16 protein-coding genes are annotated in these 20,812 nt (G+C 62.5%); 11 read left to right on the forward strand and 5 right to left on the reverse strand.

Features of this window, described 5'->3' with window-relative positions; translation table 11 throughout:
- The first annotated feature begins 146 nt into the window (after positions 1-146).
- Entirely contained in the window at positions 147-2,213 is a 2,067-nt protein-coding gene (locus tag RFM98_RS29835) for a transcriptional regulator (protein ID WP_430682367.1), read from the forward strand.
- A gap of 270 nt (positions 2,214-2,483) precedes the next feature.
- On the opposite strand, the gene RFM98_RS29840 is transcribed toward RFM98_RS29835, so the two are convergent.
- The 5 genes from RFM98_RS29840 to RFM98_RS29860 form a co-directional block, all read right to left on the reverse strand.
- Positions 2,484-3,521 (reverse strand): MBL fold metallo-hydrolase, encoded by a 1,038-nt coding sequence (locus RFM98_RS29840; protein ID WP_320312095.1) that lies wholly within the window; start codon positions 3,519-3,521, stop codon positions 2,484-2,486.
- Between the two features lie 186 nt (positions 3,522-3,707).
- A complete protein-coding gene (locus tag RFM98_RS29845) occupies positions 3,708-5,741 on the reverse strand; it encodes an autotransporter outer membrane beta-barrel domain-containing protein (protein ID WP_320312096.1) in 2,034 nt (677 codons plus the stop codon).
- 114 nt (positions 5,742-5,855) lie between these two features.
- The gene (gene choV, locus RFM98_RS29850) at positions 5,856-7,037 is read right to left on the reverse strand and encodes a choline ABC transporter ATP-binding protein (RefSeq protein ID WP_320312097.1); all 1,182 of its coding nucleotides are present in this window, start codon (positions 7,035-7,037) and stop codon (positions 5,856-5,858) included.
- Positions 7,034-7,888, reverse strand: coding sequence for a choline ABC transporter permease subunit (gene choW, locus RFM98_RS29855; RefSeq protein WP_320312098.1), 855 nt, complete (start codon positions 7,886-7,888; stop codon positions 7,034-7,036). Before choW ends, choV begins: the two co-directional genes overlap by 4 nt.
- Positions 7,889-8,089: 201 nt before the next feature.
- On the reverse strand, positions 8,090-9,025 hold the full coding sequence (locus RFM98_RS29860) for a choline ABC transporter substrate-binding protein (protein ID WP_320312099.1): 936 nt from the start codon (positions 9,023-9,025) through the stop codon (positions 8,090-8,092).
- Positions 9,026-9,256: 231 nt separating this feature from the next.
- On the opposite strand from RFM98_RS29860, the gene RFM98_RS29865 reads away from it, so the two are divergent.
- The 10 genes from RFM98_RS29865 to RFM98_RS29910 all read left to right on the forward strand — a co-directional run bounded on the left by RFM98_RS29865 (position 9,257) and on the right by RFM98_RS29910 (position 20,766).
- Positions 9,257-9,868 (forward strand): thymidine kinase, encoded by a 612-nt coding sequence (locus RFM98_RS29865; RefSeq protein ID WP_320312100.1) that lies wholly within the window; start codon positions 9,257-9,259, stop codon positions 9,866-9,868.
- A 133-nt stretch (positions 9,869-10,001) separates the two neighbouring features.
- The gene (locus RFM98_RS29870) at positions 10,002-10,391 is read left to right on the forward strand and encodes a c-type cytochrome (protein WP_320312101.1); all 390 of its coding nucleotides are present in this window, start codon (positions 10,002-10,004) and stop codon (positions 10,389-10,391) included.
- 282 nt (positions 10,392-10,673) lie between these two features.
- Positions 10,674-11,762 (forward strand): coiled-coil domain-containing protein, encoded by a 1,089-nt coding sequence (locus RFM98_RS29875; RefSeq protein ID WP_320212730.1) that lies wholly within the window; start codon positions 10,674-10,676, stop codon positions 11,760-11,762.
- 34 nt (positions 11,763-11,796) lie between these two features.
- Positions 11,797-12,942 (forward strand): hypothetical protein, encoded by a 1,146-nt coding sequence (locus RFM98_RS29880; RefSeq protein WP_320312102.1) that lies wholly within the window; start codon positions 11,797-11,799, stop codon positions 12,940-12,942.
- A gap of 47 nt (positions 12,943-12,989) precedes the next feature.
- A complete protein-coding gene (locus tag RFM98_RS29885) occupies positions 12,990-13,781 on the forward strand; it encodes a Fic family protein (RefSeq protein ID WP_320312103.1) in 792 nt (263 codons plus the stop codon).
- Between the two features lie 2 nt (positions 13,782-13,783).
- Complete coding sequence (locus RFM98_RS29890; protein ID WP_320312104.1) at positions 13,784-15,688, forward strand: ATP-binding protein; 1,905 nt, start codon at positions 13,784-13,786, stop codon at positions 15,686-15,688.
- 61 nt (positions 15,689-15,749) lie between these two features.
- Positions 15,750-16,163, forward strand: coding sequence for an endonuclease domain-containing protein (locus RFM98_RS29895; protein WP_320312116.1), 414 nt, complete (start codon positions 15,750-15,752; stop codon positions 16,161-16,163).
- Between the two features lie 64 nt (positions 16,164-16,227).
- Complete coding sequence (locus RFM98_RS29900) at positions 16,228-17,526, forward strand: DUF6638 family protein (protein WP_320312105.1); 1,299 nt, start codon at positions 16,228-16,230, stop codon at positions 17,524-17,526.
- Positions 17,527-17,642: 116 nt separating this feature from the next.
- The gene (locus tag RFM98_RS29905) at positions 17,643-18,767 is read left to right on the forward strand and encodes a DUF2333 family protein (RefSeq protein WP_320312106.1); all 1,125 of its coding nucleotides are present in this window, start codon (positions 17,643-17,645) and stop codon (positions 18,765-18,767) included.
- A gap of 319 nt (positions 18,768-19,086) precedes the next feature.
- Positions 19,087-20,766 carry a formate--tetrahydrofolate ligase gene (locus RFM98_RS29910; RefSeq protein WP_320312107.1) on the forward strand — a complete coding sequence of 560 codons (1,680 nt, stop codon included), beginning with the start codon at positions 19,087-19,089 and terminating at the stop codon, positions 20,764-20,766.
- Positions 20,767-20,812 lie beyond the last annotated feature (46 nt).

Genomic DNA, 20,812 nt, shown 5'->3' on the forward strand with positions numbered 1-20,812 from the left:
CAACCGGTTACAGGCCGGCGGCTCGGGCGGCGCGGTTTCGACACCTTGCCGCGCTAGTTGTTGACCTGCCGCCAATGCGGCAACGGTGGCATTTCCGGCGCGCAACAGAGCTGCCGGATGCTTCCTGTCGTCTTTGGTGATAGAACATGGACCAACTGGTCAGCGTTGGAGAGAGCGTGGAAACATACGTGGAATCCACCCGATCGAGCCTGAACAACACCGGCGCCGGCCTGTCCGTAAGGCTGCTCGGACAACTGACGATTGCCCGCGACGGGATGCCCGTTACGTTGCCCTCCTCGCGCAAGCTGCGCGCGCTGCTTGCCTATCTGGCCCTCGCATCCCACCCTGTCAGCCGCAGCCGGCTTTGCGAACTTCTCTGGGATGTGCCCAACGACCCGCGCGGCGAGCTGCGCTGGTGCCTGAGCAAGCTGCGTGCAGCGCTTGATGGCCCGGATCGGCGTCGGGTCGAAACCGACGGCGATATGGTGTCGCTCCGTCTTGACGATGTCCAAGTCGACGCGCTCGATGCCGCCGCGGCGGTGGCCGAAGGTGTCGAGACGCTCGATCTCGTACGGCTGCAAACGCTTTCGCAACATTTCGCCGGCGATTTTCTCGATGGCCTCGAGCTCGATCGCAGCCCGCATTTCGGCAGCTGGCTGACGGCGCAGCGCCGCCGTTTCCAGTCATGTCATATCGCTGTTCTCGAGCACATCATCGGCCTTGTCCCGCAGGGAGCCGATGAAGCCGGCGCCTATATCGACAAATGGCTGGAGCTCGCGCCGTTCGACGGACGCGCGCATGTCGCGTTGCTGGGAAACCTGGCTCGGCGCGGACAGATCGCGGCCGCCGAGCAACATCTTGCCACGGCGGCAGAACTCTTCCACTCCGAGGAATTGGATCTTGCGCCCGTGCGCGAGGCCTGGCGGGAGATCAAATCCCGCCAATCCAGCCCGCAACCTTGTGCCCGCGAGACGCCCACCTTTACCTTGCCCCAAGCGCAGGGCGCACTGGACGAGCCTGACGCTTCGGCGACACGCCGTGCCTCGCTGGCGGTCATGCCGTTCGCCGAGGATGCCGTGGCCTTTCGCGGCGGGCTCGCCGACGGCCTGACCCACGACATCATCACGCGTCTTGCCAAGCTGCGCGATTTCTTCGTCATTGCCCGCGGCTCGGTCTTTGCCTTGGCGGAAAAGGATGTCGCGCCGGAGGAAGCCGGTCGCCGGCTGAATGTCGACTATGTCGCAGCGGGTTCTGTCCGCAATCTGCCGGGCCGGGTGATCGTTTCGGTCGAACTCGTCGAAGCGCGCACGGCGCGCATCCTTTGGGCCGAGACCTTCGAGCGCAAACCCGACGACATCTTCGTCGTGCTTGACGACATCGGCAACAGCATCGTCTCCTCGATCGCCGCCGAGATTGCCACCGTCGAGCGCAATCGCGCCCTGCTCAAGGCGCCCAATTCGCTCAATGCCTGGGAGGCTTACCATCGCGGCCTCTGGCACATGTACCGCTTCACGCGGCAAGAAAACGAACTGGCGCAGCATTTCTTCAACGAAGCGCTGAAGCTCGATCCGACCTTCGCCCGCGCCTATGCCGGCCTTTCCTTCACCCATTGGCAGAGCGCCTTCCAGCGCTGGGGCGACCGCGACCGGGAAACGGCGCTCGCCTTCGAAAGCGCCGGACACAGCCTGCTGGTCGATGACCGCAACCCTGCCGCCCACTGGGCGATGGGCCGCGCGCTGTGGCTGCGCGGCGAACAGGACGGCTCGCTGCTGGAGCTGGCGAGCGCCGTCGACCTCAGCCCCAATTTCGCGCTCGGCCACTACGCGCTGTCCTTCGTCCATTCGCAGTCGGGCGACCCGCAATCGGCGATCTGTTCGTCCGATCATTCGCGCCATCTGAGCCCGTTCGACCCATTGTTGTTCGGCATGATGGGCGCGCGCGCCATGGCGCATGCCCGTCTCGGCGAATATAACGAAGCCGCGGAATGGGCGCTGAAGGCGGCTGCGAGGCCAAACGCTCATATCATCATTCTGGCGATCGCCGCCCACTGCCTGGCGCTGGCCGGACGGCAGGATGAAGCGCGAACCTTCGCCGCCACGCTCCGCAACACGTTGCCGGACTATCGCGCCGACGATTTCATCGCGACATTCCGGTTTGACCGCGATGCTGAAGCCCTGTTCCGGAACGGCGCCAAGCTTATCGGATTGAATTGATCCGCTGGCTTTTAGCCGACGAGGGGCGTGCTGAGATTCAGGTTAGCCTGGCATCTCAGAAGGATTTCCTCTGCACCAGGATTTCACCGCTCGCTTCGGTGAACAACCGCAAACGCTCGCAACGGCGGAAGCCTTCCCAACGTCGTCATTCTGGGGTCTGCGCGCGTCGCTTCGCTCCTTGCTCCGCCCCAGGATGACGATCGCGAGAGGCGTTTGGGCCAATCTCCAACGCATGCGATCTGCCCACGCAATCAGACCGAACTAGAGAACTCAGTGCATCAGCGGGCCGCTTGCCTTGCGCCAGGCGTCGATGCCGCCCTGGATGTGACGGGCGCTGGCAATGCCGACGTCCTGCGCCGCTTGCACCGCCATCGCCGAGCGCTCGCCGAAGGCGCAGTAGAACAGGAGCTGCTTGCTCGTCGACTTCGCCAGCTCATGCAGCATGCCGCCAGCAGCGATGTTTTCCTGCAGCCGTGCATAGGGCAGATGGATCGCGCCGGGGATGACGCCGTGGCGCTCGCGTTCGGACTGCTCGCGCAGGTCGATCAGCGCCACGTCGGGCCGCCCGACCAGCGCCAGCGCCTGTTCCGCGCTCACCGCCCAGCCGCGGCTGGCAATATCGTCCTGGTGCAGTCCGACCCGCATATTTGCGGGCACGGCCACGTCCATCATTTTCGGGTTGGAAAGGTTGAGGTTGTTCATGATGTTCACATACTCGTCGACCGACTTCACCTGCAGGCGCGGGTTGAAGGCCTTTTCCTCGCCGATCGTCGATACGGTCTCGCCCTTATAGTCATGCGCCGGGAAGATCAGCGTCTCATCGGGCAGCTTGAGCAACCGGCCGAAGATCGATTCATATTGCTGACGCGGATCGCCGTTCTGGAAGTCGGTGCGGCCGGTGCCGCGGATGAGCAGCGTATCGCCGGTGAAGACGCGGTCGGGCAGGATGAAGCTATAGGAATCGTCGGTGTGGCCGGGCGTATAGATGACGTCGAGCGCCAGACCTTCGATGCCAAGCTTGTCGCCGTCGGCAAGCCGCATCGACACCACGTCGGCCTTGGTCTGCTCGCCCATGACAGTCACGCAATGCGTCTTGTCGCGCAGCGCGCCAAGGCCGGTGATGTGGTCGGCATGCAGATGCGTGTCCACCGCCTTGACCAGCCTCAAGTCCAGCTCATTGACCAGTTGCATATAGCGCTCGACCTTCTCCAGCACCGGATCGATGATCAGCGCCTCGCCTCCGCGCCGGCTGGCGAGCAGGTAGGAATAGGTGCCTGAAACGGAATCGAAAAGCTGACGGAAGATCATTCACAAATACCCCGTTGCATTTTCGCACCGCCGGGCGACGTCCGCGCGGTCGCGGCAATATCCTACCGCACCGGCCAGCGGAATCGGAATGGAATTCGAAAAAAATATACGCCGGTAGACTGCCTTCCCTGCGGCGACAGAGTGCCGGTCTTCAAATGTGGTGCCGGGGTTTGTCGAGCAGTTCCCTCAAAAAGCCTTGCTTATGCGAGCCTGGCCCCGGACCGTGAAGCCATTGTCGCTTCCATAGCCGGCCTCGAAGCCGGCGTTCAGGGTCATGCCGGCGCCCACTTCCGCCGAGACGTCCCCGCCGACAAAACCGCGCAACACCATCTTTTTGCCGCCGGCGGCAAAGGAGATGTCCTGGCCAAGCAGCGTCGCCGACACCTCGCCGCTGTTTTGCGCTATCGCGTCGATCCCGGCCCGAAGCGTTGTTTGCCAGGCCTGGCTTCGCGTGCTGACGGGCGCCAAGGCCAGCGCGAGTTGGCCACGCGCCTCGAAGACGTTGACGTCGCGCCGCGAGACCACGACGTCGCCGTCCGAACCAGTCTCCGAGTAGCCGTCGATGAAGAGCCCGGCGTAACGCAGCCGCACGCTGGGTATCAGCGTACCAGCCGCGACCGGCAGCCGCATGCCGAGCGCAACCGAAGGACTGAGGAAGATGCCGTTGGAATTGGCCCGCGCCATCTCGACGCCATTGAGCAGCAGATTGTTCGCGACACGGCGGCGGCTGCGCTCCTGCAGCACGCCGGCAACGAATGTCGCCTCGGAAAAATGCGCACCTGCGTCATAGCCGAGATAGCCGCCCGCAAATACGCTGCGATGAGCGATCTCCTGCGCGTCATCGTCGACCTCGGTCGATCCGGCAGCGCCTCCCAGCAGCAAGCCGCCCAGGAAGCCGTCGCCCGGGCGCCTTTCGGCCCCGACGACGACGCCGCCCAGCGCCTCGCTGAATCCGGCCGATGCGCCGGAACCGCCCTGGTTGCGTATCCCGCCAAAAGTGGAGATCCAGGCGTCCCGACCGTTATTCGGCGCAAGCAGGACGTTGCCTGGGGCGGCCATGCGCGCCTCGGCGACGCCGGCTATGCCGTCGACAAGGTCTTCCATCAGCGGCGCGCTGCTCGCAAATCCGGTGATGTCGATCACCGCCACGCTGTTGCCGCTCGTCACGAACGGCCTGCCACCGGTCAGGACGTTTTGCGGCAGGCCGCTTCCGGAAAAACTCATGACGGCGCTGAGTGCGGGGCCGAAGGTCACGATGTTGCCGCCGCCGGAAAAGACGATCGGTCCCTGGATGGCCGTTCCGCCCAAAAGGTTCAGCGTCGCGCCGGGCGCGCCGAAATAGATCGCCACGCTCTGGTCGCTGAAGACACGTCCGGAATTGGTGACGACGGAGTTGCTGCCCTGGGCGGCAATGCCCACGCCGCCCGCACCCTCCACGATGACCGAACCGGAATTGGTGATCGTCGCGTTGCCGAACAGGGTGCCGATGCCAGTCGATGTTGTCCCGAAGACGTTGACCGTGCCGCTGTTGGCAATTGCAATGTCGTCGCCGCTGGCGCCGATGCCGACGGAAGCCAGCCCCGACACCGTGATCGACCCGGAATTTCGAAGTTGAAGACCGTTGTTCTGCCAGATGATTCCGGCGGCGGCGGTCCCATAGGCCTCGATCGAGCCGCTATTGTCTATCGTCAGGTCCGGCCCATCGCCGATTATGCCGCCGGCGGCCGTGCCGGAAACCCCGATAAAGCCATGATTGTCCACACGCCCGCCCGGGGCGTCGCTGATGATGCCGTATGTGGCGACGCCCAGCGCTTCTATCGCGCCGTTGTTCACGATACGCGCATTGCCACCCTCTGACAAAATGCCGATGGAGGCATCGCCTATCGCCAGAATGGCGCCGTTGTTGAGCATGGTTGCGTCGGGTCCTTGCGAATGCACATTGGCGGCACCGCCGCCCAACGTTGCAATCAACCCGAAATTGGTGAGCCGCTGGTCCGAATTGAACATCCGCACGGCATCGACGCCGGCGCCGAATGTTTCGATCGCTCCGCCTGGAGTCACGACCCCGGTGTCGCCGGCACCGGTCATCGTCTGCTGGCCAGCGGTGACGCCATTGCCGATGACAAAGCTTTGGCAAAGCGCCGCGCCGCTTCCAAGCGGGACCGCGACGAAAATCGACAGCGCAACCGCGCCTGGAACCCTTGTGCGCGGCGTCGGCATCACCCCCTCGGCGCATGGGCACGCAACACGCTGACTCTGCGCTCGATGGAGGCGAAAAACAAGCCGCAGGCAGCGCGCCTGGACCGGGGAGCTGGGCGGCGCCTGCGAAGAGGCCTATCGCCTGAGCACTGCGCTCAGCACGTCGCGGATGCCGATTGCGCCGACGAAGCGCGAGCCTTCGTCGAACAGCGCCACCGGCGCCGTCTGCGAACGGTGCATGGCCAGCATCACCGTCTTCAGTGGCGTGCCGGGATTGGCCCAGAACACCTGGGCTCCCTCCTCGGGCTGGCTCTCGACGTCGGCGCAGGAGACCCACACCGCCGGCTTGCCGTCGCGCTCGGCGGCGGCCACCAGGCCATGCTCGTCGATCTTGAAGCGCGTCGTCTTGCGCCGGTCGAGCCACACCCAGCCGTTATCGCTCTGCTCAAGGTCGCGGCGGTCCCGCATCACGTTCCAGGCCGTCAGCACCGAAAGCGGGTTCACATTGGCGATGAAGTCGCGGACATAATCGTTGGCGGGCCGCAGCACGATGTCCTCCGGCGCCCCGGTCTGCACGATGCGGCCGCCTTCCATGATGGTGATATGGCTGCCGATCTTCAGCGCTTCCTCGAGGTCGTGGCTGACGAAGATGATGGTCTTCTTCAGCTCGGCCTGCAGCTGCAGCAGTTCGTCCTGCAGCTTGGTGCGGATCAGCGGGTCCAACGCCGAGAACGGCTCGTCCATCAACAGGATCGGTGCCTCGGTGGCGAAGGCCCGGGCGAGACCGACGCGCTGCTGCATGCCGCCCGAAAGCTCATGGGCATATTTCTTCGACCACTGGTCGAGATGGACAAGCTGCAGTTGCTTCTGCACGCGCGCCTTGCGTTCTGCCTCCGGCACGCCGGCAAGCTCGAGGCCGAAGCCGACATTTTCCTCGACCGTGCGCCAAGGCAGCAGGCCGAACTGCTGGAACACCATGGCCACCTGCTTCTGGCGCAGCCGCCGCAAGGTCGCCTCGTCGCAGGTGACGACATCGACGGTACGGTCGCCATCCTTGACCAGGACCTGGCCGCGCGACACGACGTTCAACCGGTTGACGGCCCTGAGCAGGGTCGACTTGCCGGAGCCCGACAGGCCCATCAGCACCGATATCTCGCCCTCATGCACGGTCAGGCTGGCGCCGGCGCAACCCAGCACGTTGCCGGTCTTTTCGAGGATCTCGGCGCGGCTGGCGCCCTTGTCGATCATCGCCAGCGAACCGGCCTGATCGGCACCGAAGACGATGTCTACGTTCTTGAAATCAACCGCGACGGTCATTTCTTGCCTCCAACGCCGATGCGGGTCATGCGGTCGAGCACGATGGCGAGCACGACGATTGCCAGGCCAGCCTCAAGCCCGAGATCGATGCGGCGCGAGCCGAGCGCGCGGTTGATTTCCGTGCCGAGGCCGCCGGCGCCGATCAGGGCGGCGAACACCACCATCGACAGCGACAGCATGATCGATTGCGTCAGGCCCGCCATGATGGTCGGCAGCGCCGATGGCAGCTCCACCTTCCACAGAAGCTGGCGCTTGGTGGCGCCGAAAGCCTCGCCCGCTTCGACGATTGCCTTGGGCACCGAGACCACGCCGAGATGGGTGAGCCGCACGGCTGTCGGGATGACGAAGATGATGGTGACGATCAGGCCGGGCGCGTTGCCGAGCCCGAACAGCGTGAGCACCGGGATCAGGTAGACGAAGGTCGGCAGCGTCTGCATGAGGTCGAGCACCGGCAGCATGACGCGGTAGACCTTCGGCTTGTGCGCGGCCCAGATGCCCAGCGGCACGCCGATCGCCATGGCCATGGCGGCGGCGGCAACCACCAGCACCAGTGTCTGCACCGTCTGCTTCCACAGGTTCTGATTGATGATGAAGATCAGGCCGAGGAAGACGCCGATGGCAAGTGGCCGCGAACGCTGCAAAAGCCATGCGACGATCGCGATGACCAGCGCCAAAAGCACGGGCGGCACCATCAGCAGCAGGCCCACTGCTCCATCGAGGATGAAATTCAGCCCGTTTGAAAACGCCCGGAAGATGGTGTCGAAATTGTCGGTCAGGAAACCGAAGAAAGCCTTGCCCCATGGCCCGATGGGGATTTTGTAGTCGGTCAGGAATTTCGAAATCGGATCCATCTTCCCCTCTCGGCTTCGCCGCACTTTCCGTACGGTCATCTTCTCACAGCTTAACGCATGTCACCCAAAAGTGCGCAGCGATTTTAGGAAAATGACATGAGTAAAAACAGAGACTTAAAGCGCGGCGCGCTTTAAGAAAAAGGGCAGCCTTTTCTACTGGCTGCCCTTTTCCGGATCATCATGCCGGACCCAAAAGCCGGCTCAGCTCCCGAGCGCGGTCTTGACGGCAGCAGCCGCGTCGCCGCCGTCGAAGGTGGTGACGCCGGCAATCCACGGCGCCACGGCGTCGGGATGCTTCTTCAGCCAGTCGGTCGCCACCGTCTGGGCATCGCCGCCCTTCAGGATCGCGTCCATCATCTCGCCTTCCATGTCGAGATTGAACTTCAGGTTGGCGATGAACTTGCCGGCGTTCGGGCATTCGGTGGTGTAGCCCTTGCGCACAATGGTGTAGACGGTGGCGGCGCCGAAGCCGCTGTCGCCCATGCCATCGAGATAGGTGATCTTCATGGCGCCCATCACCGGATGCGGCGTCCAGCCGAGGAAGGCGATCCACTCGTTGTTCTTCATCGACTGCTCGGCCTGCGTCAGCATGCCGGCCTCCGACGACTCGACCAGTTCGAAGCCGCCGAGATTGTCGGCCGGGTTCTTGATCATGTCGAGGATGATGCGATTGCCGTCATTGCCGGCCTCGATGCCGTAGATCTTGCCGTTGAACTTGTCCTTGAACTTGCCGAGATCGGTCAGCGTCTTGACGCCGGCGTCCGCGACATAGGTCGGCACGACGATGCCATAGCCGGCGCCGGTCAGGTTGGTGCTGATCGTCTCGACGGAGCCGTCGGCGGTGTAGTCCTTGATGTCGTTGGTCATCGACGGCATCCAGTTGCCGAGGAAGACGTCGAGGTCCTTGTTCTTCAGCGAGGCCATGGTCACCGGCACCGAAAGCTGGATCGTCTGCGGCTCGTAGCCGAGCGCGGTGAGCAGCACCGACGCCAGGCCCGTGGTCGCCTGGATGTCGGTCCAGCCGACATCGGACAGGCGAACCGCCTTGCAGCTCGCCGGATCGCCGGCATAAGCGGCGGTCGTGCTCAGAAGCGCCGCAAGGCCGAGGCCAGCGACGATAGATTTCATACGCGACATGAACTTTCTCCCATTGCAATTTCTTAGGCGATGCGAAGTCACGGTTCTTGCGCCCGCCTTGTTTCGTCAGCCAAACACCATTTTGATGTTGTTTCAAGCGGTTCAACACCACGATGAACGGCGCGCACTGGCCATTAAGCGACATGACAGGTTTTTGAACGACATGGAGTTTTTGGTGGACGGAGCCGGCGCCCTCTCCCCGCGCCGCGCGAACTCAGCTTAAAAGCACCTATGGCCAAGCTTTACTTCCACTATGCGACGATGAATGCCGGCAAGACGACCATGCTTTTGCAGGCGTCCTACAATTATCGCGAACGCGGCATGTCGACGATGCTGTTCGTCGCCGGCCAGTATCGCAAGGGCGACAACGGGCTGATCTCGTCGCGCATCGGTCTCGAATCCGAGGCCGAGATGTTCCGCCACGGCGACGATCTCTATGCCAGGGTCGCCGAGCATCACCAGCATGCCCCCGTGCATTGCATCTTTGTCGACGAGGCGCAGTTCCTCGAGGAGGAGCAGGTCTGGCAGCTCGCCCGCATCGCCGACCGGCTGGGCATTCCGGTCATGTGCTACGGGCTGCGCACCGATTTCCAGGGCAATCTGTTCTCCGGCTCGCGCGCGCTGCTCGCCATCGCCGACGACCTGCGCGAGGTGCGCACCATCTGCCGCTGCGGCCGCAAGGCGACGATGGTGGTGCGCCTGGGACCCGACGGCAAGGTGGCCAAGCAGGGCGAGCAGGTGGCGATCGGCAAGGACGTCTATGTTTCGCTCTGCCGTCGCCACTGGGAAGAGGAGATGGGCAGGGCAGCGCCCGACGACTTCATCGGTTTTGTCAGCGGCTGAGCCGGAAGCCTTGTGCCTGCCTATCATCGGGGAGCCGGCTGCCACCGGCCTGCAATTGCGCGGTTTTATGCTGCCTTTGTTAAGGCCTGCCGGTTATTTCAGCCATCAGCCAAGAGCCATCGGGGAATCCGTCATGCTTCGAGCCATTCCATGCGCCGCGGTCTTCCTGCTTGCCGGCTGCCTCGCTGCGCAAGCCGACGGCGACGCGGCGCTGGGCAAGAAGGTCTTCAACCGTTGCATTGCCTGCCATGAGGCGGCGACGGATCGCGACAAGGTCGGTCCGCATCTGATGGGTGTCGTCGGCCGCAAGGCGGGTTCCGCGGAAAGTTTTGCGGACCATTATTCGCAAGCCATGAAGGATGCCGGCGCCGCCGGCCTCGTCTGGAACGAAGCCAACCTTGCCGAATATCTCAAGGCGCCCAGGCAGAAGGTTCCAGGCAACAGAATGGCCTTTACCGGCCTGACCAGCGATGATGACATCGCCAACGTGATTGCCTATCTCAAGGCAGACCCCAAGCCCTGATCGGTGCCGGAGAAACCGGTATTGCCGCCGCAAGAGATTTGCCGGCGCTGTTTGATCACCTTGGCCGTTCGCAAAAAACAAGACCTTAAGGCATGTCAGCTAAAGCCGGTCGACGACGGTGCGCGTTACTGGGCGCCTTACGCATGCTTGCCTTGTCTTTCAAGAACCTAACCACTTCTTTTGTTTTGACGCCTCCCCTTGTCTTCCTTCTTTCAATCCCTTGAAGCCCCACATATATTCGCCGCCACGACACGGAAACGGATGCCGAAGCGGGAGGCCCCAATGGCGACATTGCAGAATTTCGATGCCGAAATTGCCAAGACCAAGCAGGTCGTGCAGGACATGCGCACCAAGATCGAGCAGTCCGGCACAGTGCTCGACACGCTTGCTCAGGCCGACAAGAAGATCGGCGACGCCAATTTCGACATCGAGAATGCCCGCATCGAGGACGTGCTCAAGCAGCAGAAGGTCATGGAAGGCAATATTGCCGACCTGATCATCGGGCTGGAGGACGCCACCAACGTCTTCGGCGCCGAATTCGAAAGCATGAAGAACTACACCGGCTGGGAAAACTTCGTCGGCGTCTTTTCGGCGCAGCGAAAGCAGCGCATGCGCACCGACCGCGTCCGCAACATGTCGCTGGCCGGCAACCTGCAGGAGCTTTTGGCGAAGTCGGATACCATCGTCGGCATCTTGAAGGCGCAGAAACAGGTCCTCGACCAGCGTTACAAGACCTCCGAGGCCAGCCTGTCGCAGGTGATCGAGCGCCGCAAGGTGACCATGACCGATCTTGAAGCGGTGCAGAAGCGCATCGAGGAATTGAACCCTCTCCTGCTCGACATCGAGAACAAGATCGCCGCCTCCACGACCCAGAAGGAGCGCACCGAGCTTGAAGGCGAGCGCTCGAAAATGGCGACCGAATACAACGAGAAGCAGGCCAAGGAGCAGGAGTTGCTCGCCGAAAGCCAGACGCTGGAGCGCTATACTTCGATGTTCCAGACCTTCGTCGATTCGCTCAACAACCAGATCGCGGCGCAGTCGACGCTGATCAACAAGCTGACCATCGACACAGAGCAGCGCATCGTCCTCTACAAGGCCCTGGAAGATTCGCTGAAGACCGCTGCCCAGCAGGACGTCGCCCACAAGATCAACACGCTGGGCAGTCAGGTCGACAACACGGCCGAGGAGACGATGGCCGGCATCGGCGCCGCCTCACAGAAGCACATCGGCGACCTGCTGGAGATGCATGAGAAGAACATGGTGGCCAGCGCCGACATCCAGCGCCGCAAGAAGCTTGCCGACGATGCCTTCGCCCGCCGCTTCGACGATGTGATGAAGAAGCACAACGCCGCCAACTATGTACAGTCGTAGGCGACGCCGCTGACTTCATATCCACGGCAGCACAATGACACCTGAGAACGACGCGGCGGCACGCTATTTCTCCGCCATCACGGCGGCGCTGAGCGGGCTGGAAGTGTTCATGCGCGACGACCGCTCGCCGCTTTACCGGCACGGCATCGTCGCCAAGATCGTCGCGGAGTATATCGCGCGGCTGGACAAGTCCTTTGCCTGCTGGCGCAACCGGCTGGGCTTCATGGACACCTTCCGCATTTCGCGCGCCGAAAGCGGCTACCCCGTCTTCCAGAACCTGCTCGAGCTGGAAAACGACCGCCAGCAGGCCGATGCCCGCCTGGCCAACATCCCGCTGGCCGGCGAGCTGCGCGAGGAGATGGCCGACTTCATCCTGCGCCGCAAGGAATTTCCCGAAGCGCTGCAGAAGTCGATGGCCGAGCGGCTCTATCTGGAGGACGTCAAGAGCGAGGCGACCTTTGGCCCGTTCACGCTGGCGCAGACGGCCAAGGTCTCGGTCAACCCGAAGACCATGCGGCCCTATTATCTCGTCCACTGGGCCTCGTTCGACGGCAGCGCCAACCTGCCGCTGGTCTACATGGTGACGGTGGAGGACTCCTCCGAAAGCATGGTGCGCCAGCTGGTCGACGTGAACGGCAAGCTCAACGAGCGTGTCGACATTACCCTTCCCGTCGACGGCCTGCTCAATCCGGAGCTTGCCCACCGCTTCGACGACTTCACCGAAAAGAACTCTGCCTATACGCTGTCGCCAGCGACCATTGCGGTCAATCTCGACAAGGATTTCGAGCCGCTGCATCCCAAGCAGCTTCGGCGCGTCGTGCTCGGACCCTTCTACTCGGCCGGCATCACCGACAACAATTCGACCGTGACCGAGGTGCTCGCCAAGGTTCGCAAGCCGGAGAACGCCTGGCTGCTCACCTGGACCATCCAGGAAGTCTTTTCCAAGAGCGAGAAGCCCGGCCGCAAGGGCCTGTTCTCCAGCGAGAAGACGACGCAGGAATTCTTCATCAACACCGACGATCTGGAAGCGGCGCGCCAGGGCGTGTCCAGCTACGAGAACCATGCGCTGATTCCGCACGAGGCCTACCAGGCCCTCTACGCCGCGGGCGAGGCGCAGAAGATCTTTTCCGGCTACAAGGTCCACATCCTGTCCAACGGACAGGTCATCAGCGACGTATGAGAATGCTTGCGCGGTCAGAAGCGCGACGCGCAAGCGAGGTGCGAAAGATGACATCAGCAGGCAAGGTTTTCGCCAAGAAAAGAGAACTTGACGCTTTAAGGAAGAAAGTTCGCCCAGGTGCGTTGGATAGCCTTGAGCACACCCAACGGATCGACATCACCTATACGTCGAACGCGATCGAGGGCAACACGCTGACCGCGGGTGAGACCGCCCTGGTCCTAGAGAAAGGCATCACAATCAGCGGCAAACCCCTCAAGGACCACCTCGAAGCAGTCGATCATGCGCGGGCCCTGAACTGGGTGCTGGAAATCGCAGCACAACGCGACACTGCTATAGTCGAGGCGGACATTCGCAACCTGCACCATCTGGTCGTCGCGAATTCCAAGCCGGGGATCGCCGGCCGCTACGCCGATAGCGCTCGCTATGTGAACACCGATGCCGGCGTTCATGATTTCCCAACGCCGACGGAAGTGCCCGCGCTCATGGAAGCTTTCTGCCGCTGGCTTGGCGCGGCACGAAATAGGCCGCAAACCGCATTCGAGGCCCATCGACGGCTGGTTGGCATTCACCCCTTCAATGATGGCAATGGCCGCACGGCGCGGCTCCTGATGAACCTTGTGCTGGCGCGTGCCGGCTATCCGCCGGTGGCAATCCGCCCGGAAGATCGCCCTGCCTACATCGCGGCGCTTGAAATCGACCAGCGCGGCGGCGGTCATGCGGCCTTCGACAAGCTGCTTTTCGAAAGACTGGACCAAACGCTGGATCTCTATCTCGATGCCGCGCATCAAGCTCGTGATCCATCTGTGGATGCTGGCAAGATAATTCCGATGAGGAGCTGATCATGGACACCGGGCTGACCACGATCTCGGAAGCGGCAATCGAAAAGCACCGCGCGACCGCGCAGAGCTTCATCACCCGCATCGTCGTGCTGGAGGACCCTTCGCGCGAATCCGGAACGGCGCTTGCCGGCACCAACCGCCGCTTCGTCTCGACCGTGTCGGTCGGCTCGGTGCGCCGCACGCGCGAGGTCGAGCTCGCCAAGACGGTCGCGGCCACCCACCCCGATGACCAGTTGATGACGATCCCGCAGCACACGCTCCTGTTCCGCGCCCGGCGCGGCCTGGCGATCGCGCTGGCCATATCGGATGTCTTCGCCGAAGGCTCCGATCTCGAAAGCCTGCAGGCCAGGAACGTCCGCGCGCCGCTCGAGGGCGACGAAGCGTCGACCTTCAAGAAGCTTTTGTCGGCTTCGGCTTACGTTTCGGCCTTCAGCTTCGCCTCCTACCTGTTCCAGCTGATCGACAGCGACGGCGAGGCGCCGAACGACATTCCCGAGCCCGACTTCCTGTTCGATACGCCGCAGGACGCGGTGAAGTCGATCGTCGCCGGCCTCGACAAGGCGATCGCCGGTTCGAAGGACGACGCCGACCTGACGACGCGGGCGCGCGCCTTTGCCCGCGCCGCCATCGACGGTCTGTTGGCGCGAAAAGGTCGCTTCGACGGCATCGGCCCGTTCGATAACGCGCATATCCGCATCGATGTCGACGATTTTACCCTCGACGGCTTCGACGTCGCGCCCGGCAAGCGCTCCAAGCCGCTGGTGATGACCTTCAAAAAGCCCGAAGAGGTCGTCGGCAACCACATCGCCAAATTCCAGTCGGTCAGGCTGGCCAAGATGCTGATGGCCTACGATTTCGAGCGCGAGCTGAACCCTTTCGTCGAGCTCGGCGGCTTCCTCTTCACCTTCATCGGCGACGGTGCGCCGGGCACCGGCAAGACGACGCTGATCCAGATGATCGCCGGCCTCGTCAACGGCTATTGCCAGGTGGCCGGCTACCCCTTCGCCTACGAGAATTTCGGCGTCGACCAGATTTCGTCCTACCAGGGCAAGTCCGGCCAGAACTGCCGCCAGTTCATCAACAACGTGCTCAATCCGCGTGTCATCGGCTTCGGCACCATCGACGACATCGACCAGGTCGCCGCGCGCCGGTCCGACGACCGCGCATCGGCCGGCCAGCAGGAGATCACCGGCGTCTTGATGGATGCCTTTGCCGGCGCCTCGACAGTGGTGCGCGGCAACTGCTCCTTCGGCATGTTTTCCAACTATCCCGAAAACGTCGACGACGCGCTGCGCCAGCGCGCCGGCGCCCGCTGGCTGGTCGATGGCCCGCAGACCCGCGACGACTATATCGACATCTTCGTGCTGCTTGCCGGCAAGAACCACAAGATCCCGCTCGGCGAGCACGAGCTCTATGCCGCGCAGGAGATCCAGCGTGCCGTGACCGAGGCCTATGAAGAGCATGAGAAGCCGCAGGAAGACGGACTGATGAAGGTCTACGAGCGCTACATGAAGGAAAATGGCGCGCCGAAGACCATGGCCGATGTCGGCACCTACCTGCACATGATCAAGGACGCCGAGCCGCGCTTCACCGGCCGCGCCATCAAGAACGTCACCGACGCCATCAAGATGCGCGCCATGGACATCGAATTGCCGGACGACTGGTTCGAAAAGCCGGAAGCCTTCATGCACAAGGGCTACGACGACAAGAAGGCGATGATCGAGGAACTGCGCGGGCCGTTCTCGATGGACATGGTCATGCAGGAGATCAACCGCTACGCCGATAGCGAGTTCCGCTATTCCGACAAATCCGACGACGCGGCCGTGGAGAAGCTGCTGCGTGACGCGCGGCTGCGCGAGCGCGCGGCGCGCGAGATGGAGGAGATGAAGAAGAAGGGGCTGTGGTGATCTTTTCCTTCTCCCCGTTTACGGGGAGAAGGTGCCCGGAGGGCGGATGAGGGGCAGCGCCATGCGTGGAAGTAACGAACCGAAGGTTGCGAGAGCCCGCGAACTGCGGAAGGTTGAAAATGATGCCGAGGAAAGGCTTTGGCATGAACTGCGCGGACGGCGATTGAATGGCCACAAGTTTGTACGCCAGCTACCGATTGGGCCCTATTTCGCGGACTTCGCCTGTCGTGAAGCCAATCTGGTCGTGGAGGTCGACGGCAGCCAGCATGCAGGTCGATCTCGGGATCGATACCGGGATGAGACGATGAACGACAACGGTTGGTCGGTGCTGAGGGTTTGGCACACAGATGTTTTGACAAGCCTTTCGAGCGTTCTGGATACGATTGTTGCAGCCTTGGATGGTCGGCTGGATCGCAAGATGATTGGTGTTGACGTGAAATTTCTGCCGGCCGCGACTTCGGGGCAAAGACGATGAGCGTCTGCGCCGCCCCTCATCCGCCCTTCGGGCACCTTCTCCCCGTGAACGGGGAGAAGGAATAATGGCCAAAAAACCCGACCTTCTGCGCGACAACGAGCTGATCTACGGCAGGCTGCTCACGGTTGACGAGCCGCATCTTGTCCAGCGCTACAACAAGGCGCTTGCCGCCTTCGGCCTCCAGCCGACCAAGCTTACGAGCTTCCAGATCGACCGCACCGGCTTCTCCCCCGAGGTCGCCGAGGAGTGCGGCGACTATGACTATCTCGACCCGAACGAGGTCAACCGCCGCTTCATCATCCTGACGCCGTCGCAGATCGACCTGCCGGTGGTCCACACCGCCTTCTCCAACACCTCGCAGCTGATGTTCGAGTTCATGTCGAAGAACCAGCGCGCCATCGACGCGCTGACCATCAAGGACGTCATCTACGGCGAGATCGAGGACTCGGTCCCCAAGGTCAACGACATCGAGGACCTGCTGTCGATCAACCAGGTCGAGTTCAAGGTTTTGTCGGCCGAGGATGTGCTGGGCAAGGCGGCCGAGCTCGGCAAGCTCGTCGACCGGCTGAAGCAGGAGCCCGACGCCTGGCGCGACAACGCCATGATCGAGCGCATGGTCGATCTCGCCAAGATCTGCGGCGACATCCGCGAGAACGCGCTGGTGCCGGACCAGGTGATCTTCCGCCATAGCGCCTACTGGACCAGCCATTTCGGTGGGCTCTACGTCTTCGTCGACCCCGACATGACGACGGTGATCTGCGATCCCGCCGCTCCCGGCTTCCGCCGCTCACGCCCCTGGCAAGTCAGTTATCTGTCGATCAACGACGCCGACAAGGTGTTCCGCTTCCTTGCCGCCACCGGGCGCCTCGACCTGCCGCGCGCCTCATGGATCGAGGCTTCCGGCTATCTCGAACACCGCGCCGAGATGGTCGTGCGGGCACTGATCCGCGACGCCGAACCCAACCGCAATCTGACCGATGTCGACAAGGTCTGGCTGCAGACCTGGATCCACGGCCATGCCGACCTGATCGCAAGCGACGGCAATTTCCCGTTCCTCAACGCCGCCAAGCGCGAGATCGCCCAATTCGGCCATCTCAAGATCGAGGATGTGTCGCCGCGCCAGCGCTTCCTGGTCGTGCGCGCCAAGCCCGATCATCCCGATGCCTGGCTGACCAACCAGTTGATCTCGGATTTCGTGCCCCAGGATTTTGTTTCGCGCTACGTCTTCAACAAGCCTGGTTTCTATAAAGACTATGACGGCTACAGCGATGCCTGGCGAAGCCATGTTGTGGACGTTCTGAAAACCACATATTTGAAGGACAAGGTGGCGTTCCGCACGCGCCTCTACGGCTTGACTGACTAGAGCAATTCCAGGAAAAGTGTGGGCGGTTTTCCGCCCGGAATTGCGTTAAAACAAAGGGTTAGAGCAAATCGCCGTTTCCCTGGAAACGGTGAAATGCTCTGAGGGGTGAAACAGCCATGCTTGATCCGATCGTGAACTTCTTCACCCAGATCTTCCAATGGATCGGCCGCGGCATCGGCTTCGTCATTGGCGTCATCCTGTGGCCGTTCGTGTGGGTCGGCCGCTGGTATGGCCAGCGCGGCTGGATCCTGAAAGCGGCGGTGGGCGTCGCCCTTCTGGTGCTGATCGGCCTCTATGCCAATTTCTTCTACGCCACGCAGTGGTGGAACAATTTCAACCCGAACTATCCCGACACCTACACTTTCGAGAAGCGCAACGTGTCGGCCGGCGAGCAGGTTTCGGCCGGCACCGGCACCGATACCGCCAAGACCTGCGGCAACTCGGCGATCGCCCAGGTTGCCGCCGATTTGACGGACCTCAACGTCAATCAGAATGCCTGGATCTCGTCGATGATCCTCTACAAGCTCGGTCTGTTCGGCATCGACTGGGACAACACGCCATGGATGGACAACAAGGCGTCCTTCCAGCGCGGCATCAATCAGGGGGTGCGGCGCACCGCGACCGAGCTTGCCGACAATCTCGGCCGCGTGCGCACCACCTCGCAGATCGATGCAGACCTCCAGGATGCCCGCGGCAATCTGCAATTCGACGAGTACACCTGGTATTTCGGGCTCAATCCGTTCGGCCCCAAGACGCCGACGCCGAGCTATTATCGCGACGCGGTGCGCAAGCTGCGCTCCTTCAACGCTCGTCTCGCCACCTGCCAGGCGACATTCGATGCGCGCGCCGACAATCTGAAGCAGTATATCGACCGTATCGCCAGCGACATCGGCTCGACCTCGGCGATCCTCAAGGAGCGCGCCGAAAACCACAACAATGGCTGGTTCGACACCCGGGCCGACGACCGTTTCTGGTTCGCCTATGGCCAGCTCTACGCCTATTACGGTCTGATGAAGGGCGCCCAGGCCGACTTCGAGGACGTGATCAAGGAAAAGCACCTGCAGAGCCTGTGGGACACGATGGACGCGCAGTTCGTCTCGGCGTTGCGCATCCAGCCTTTCATCATCGCCAATGGCCGCGAGGATGGCTGGCTGTTGCCGACCCATCTGACGACGATGGGCTTCTATATTCTCAGGGTGCGCTCCAACATGGTCGAGATCAGCAACGTTCTGACGCAATAGGGCTGGCGTCCGTCAGTCAGGGCGATGGCGGATTTGCGCCGTCGCCTCTGTCGCTTTTCGCGTATTAGGCGGCTGTTTTGAGACGGCGAAGCGGCCCTCGCTCTGGCTTCTATACGCCGCAAGCGACCGGGCGCCGCAGACCCGAAAAGGGTCGAACCGGGAACAGCAATATTCTTTCTTTACAGGAAACATAGTTGCATGAAAGTTGACGCCGCGGCCGCGACAGGGTTAGAAAATACCCCTGCGCCCGTGCGGCGTTCAAAACATGCACAATTGATCACAACCGTCCTTCCACCGCCCAATCCAGAGGAAAGCCGTCATGGCCGAAGTGAAGTCCGACATCGAGATCGCCCGCGCCGCGAAGAAAAAACAGATCCAGGAGATCGGCGCCAAGATCGGTATCCCGAACGAGCATCTGCTGCCCTATGGCCATGACAAGGCGAAGGTCTCGGCCGAGTTCATCAAGTCGGTGAAGGGCAACAAGGACGGCAAGCTGATCCTGGTCACCGCCATCAACCCCACGCCTGCCGGCGAAGGCAAGACGACCACCACGGTCGGTCTCGGCGACGGTCTGAACCGCATCGGCAAGAAGGCAATCGTCTGCATTCGCGAAGCCTCGCTCGGCCCGAATTTCGGCGTCAAGGGCGGCGCTGCCGGCGGCGGTTACGCGCAGGTGGTGCCGATGGAGGATATGAACCTCCACTTCACCGGCGACTTCCATGCCATCACAACAGCGCACAACCTGCTTTCGGCGCTGATCGACAACCACATCTACTGGGGCAACGAGCTCGGCATCGACACCCGCCGCGTCGCCTGGCGCCGTGTCATGGACATGAACGACCGGGCGCTGCGCGAGATCATCTGTTCGCTCGGCGGCGTCGCCAACGGTTATCCGCGTGAAGCCGGCTTCGACATCACCGTCGCCTCGGAAGTGATGGCGATCCTGTGCCTCGCCACCGACCTCAAGGACCTCGAAAAGCGCCTCGGCGACATCATCGTCGCCTATCGCCGCGACAAGTCGCCGGTCTTCGCCCGCGACCTCAAGGCCGACGGCGCCATGGCCGTTCTCTTGAAGGATGCCATGCAGCCCAACCTCGTGCAGACACTGGAGAACAACCCGGCCTTCGTCCATGGCGGCCCGTTCGCCAACATCGCGCATGGCTGCAACTCGGTCGTCGCCACCACGACGGCGCTGAAGCTTGCCGATTATGTGGTGACCGAAGCCGGCTTCGGCGCCGATCTGGGTGCCGAAAAATTCTTCGACATCAAGTGCCGCAAGGCGGGCCTGAAGCCGTCGGCGGCCGTCATCGTCGCCACCGTGCGCGCCATGAAGATGAATGGCGGCGTCAAGAAGGAAGACCTCGGCAAGGAAAACATCGAGGCAGTGAAGAAGGGCTGCCTCAACCTCGGCCGCCACATCGAGAACGTGAAGCAGTTCGGCGTGCCGGCGGTGGTGGCGATCAACCACTTCACCACCGACACCGACACCGAAATCCAGGCGATGAAGGATTTCGTCAAGGCGCAGGGCGCCGAGGCGATCCTGTGCAAGCACTGGGCGCAAGGCTCGGCCGGTATCGAGGACCTTGCCAGGAAGGTCGTCGAAATCGCCGAATCCGGCGCCTCGCAGTTCTCGCCGCTCTATCCGGACGAAATGCCGCTGTTCGAGAAGGTCAACACCATCGTCAAGCGCATCTATCGCGGCGACGAGGCGATCGCCGACAAGTCGGTGCGCGACCAGTTGCATGCCTGGGAGCAGGCCGGCTACGGCAATTTGCCGGTCTGCATGGCCAAGACCCAGTACTCCTTCTCGACCGACCCGAACCTACGCGGCGCGCCGACCGGCCACACCGTGCCGGTGCGCGAGGTCAGGCTTTCGGCCGGCGCCGGTTTCGTCGTCATTATCTGCGGCGAGGTCATGACCATGCCCGGCCTGCCCAGCAAGCCGTCGTCGGAAAAGATCTTCCTGAACGAAGCCGGTCAGATCGAAGGCCTGTTCTAAGACAGGTCCACTTGAACGAAAGCGGGCGCCGCAGCAATGCGGCGTC

The organism is Mesorhizobium australafricanum (assembly GCF_033977265.1).
Taxonomy (GTDB): Bacteria; Pseudomonadota; Alphaproteobacteria; order Rhizobiales; family Rhizobiaceae; genus Mesorhizobium; species Mesorhizobium australafricanum.

Bases quoted from the DNA above. Each gene is read 5' to 3' on its own strand.
- RFM98_RS29835 (WP_430682367.1), top strand. From the start codon at position 147: ATGGACCAACTGGTCAGCGTTGGAGAGAGCGTGGAAACATACGTGGAA.
- RFM98_RS29885 (WP_320312103.1), top strand. From the start codon at position 12,990: ATGACATCAGCAGGCAAGGTTTTCGCCAAGAAAAGAGAACTTGACGCT.
- RFM98_RS29875 (WP_320212730.1), top strand. From the start codon at position 10,674: ATGGCGACATTGCAGAATTTCGATGCCGAAATTGCCAAGACCAAGCAG.
- RFM98_RS29840 (WP_320312095.1), bottom strand. From the start codon at position 3,521: ATGATCTTCCGTCAGCTTTTCGATTCCGTTTCAGGCACCTATTCCTAC.
- RFM98_RS29905 (WP_320312106.1), top strand. From the start codon at position 17,643: ATGCTTGATCCGATCGTGAACTTCTTCACCCAGATCTTCCAATGGATC.
- RFM98_RS29880 (WP_320312102.1), top strand. From the start codon at position 11,797: ATGACACCTGAGAACGACGCGGCGGCACGCTATTTCTCCGCCATCACG.
- RFM98_RS29895 (WP_320312116.1), top strand. From the start codon at position 15,750: ATGCGTGGAAGTAACGAACCGAAGGTTGCGAGAGCCCGCGAACTGCGG.
- RFM98_RS29860 (WP_320312099.1), bottom strand. From the start codon at position 9,025: ATGTCGCGTATGAAATCTATCGTCGCTGGCCTCGGCCTTGCGGCGCTT.
- RFM98_RS29900 (WP_320312105.1), top strand. From the start codon at position 16,228: ATGGCCAAAAAACCCGACCTTCTGCGCGACAACGAGCTGATCTACGGC.
- choW (WP_320312098.1), bottom strand. From the start codon at position 7,888: ATGGATCCGATTTCGAAATTCCTGACCGACTACAAAATCCCCATCGGG.
- RFM98_RS29865 (WP_320312100.1), top strand. From the start codon at position 9,257: ATGGCCAAGCTTTACTTCCACTATGCGACGATGAATGCCGGCAAGACG.
- RFM98_RS29890 (WP_320312104.1), top strand. From the start codon at position 13,784: ATGGACACCGGGCTGACCACGATCTCGGAAGCGGCAATCGAAAAGCAC.
- RFM98_RS29870 (WP_320312101.1), top strand. From the start codon at position 10,002: ATGCTTCGAGCCATTCCATGCGCCGCGGTCTTCCTGCTTGCCGGCTGC.
- RFM98_RS29845 (WP_320312096.1), bottom strand. From the start codon at position 5,741: ATGCCGACGCCGCGCACAAGGGTTCCAGGCGCGGTTGCGCTGTCGATT.
- RFM98_RS29910 (WP_320312107.1), top strand. From the start codon at position 19,087: ATGGCCGAAGTGAAGTCCGACATCGAGATCGCCCGCGCCGCGAAGAAA.
- choV (WP_320312097.1), bottom strand. From the start codon at position 7,037: ATGACCGTCGCGGTTGATTTCAAGAACGTAGACATCGTCTTCGGTGCC.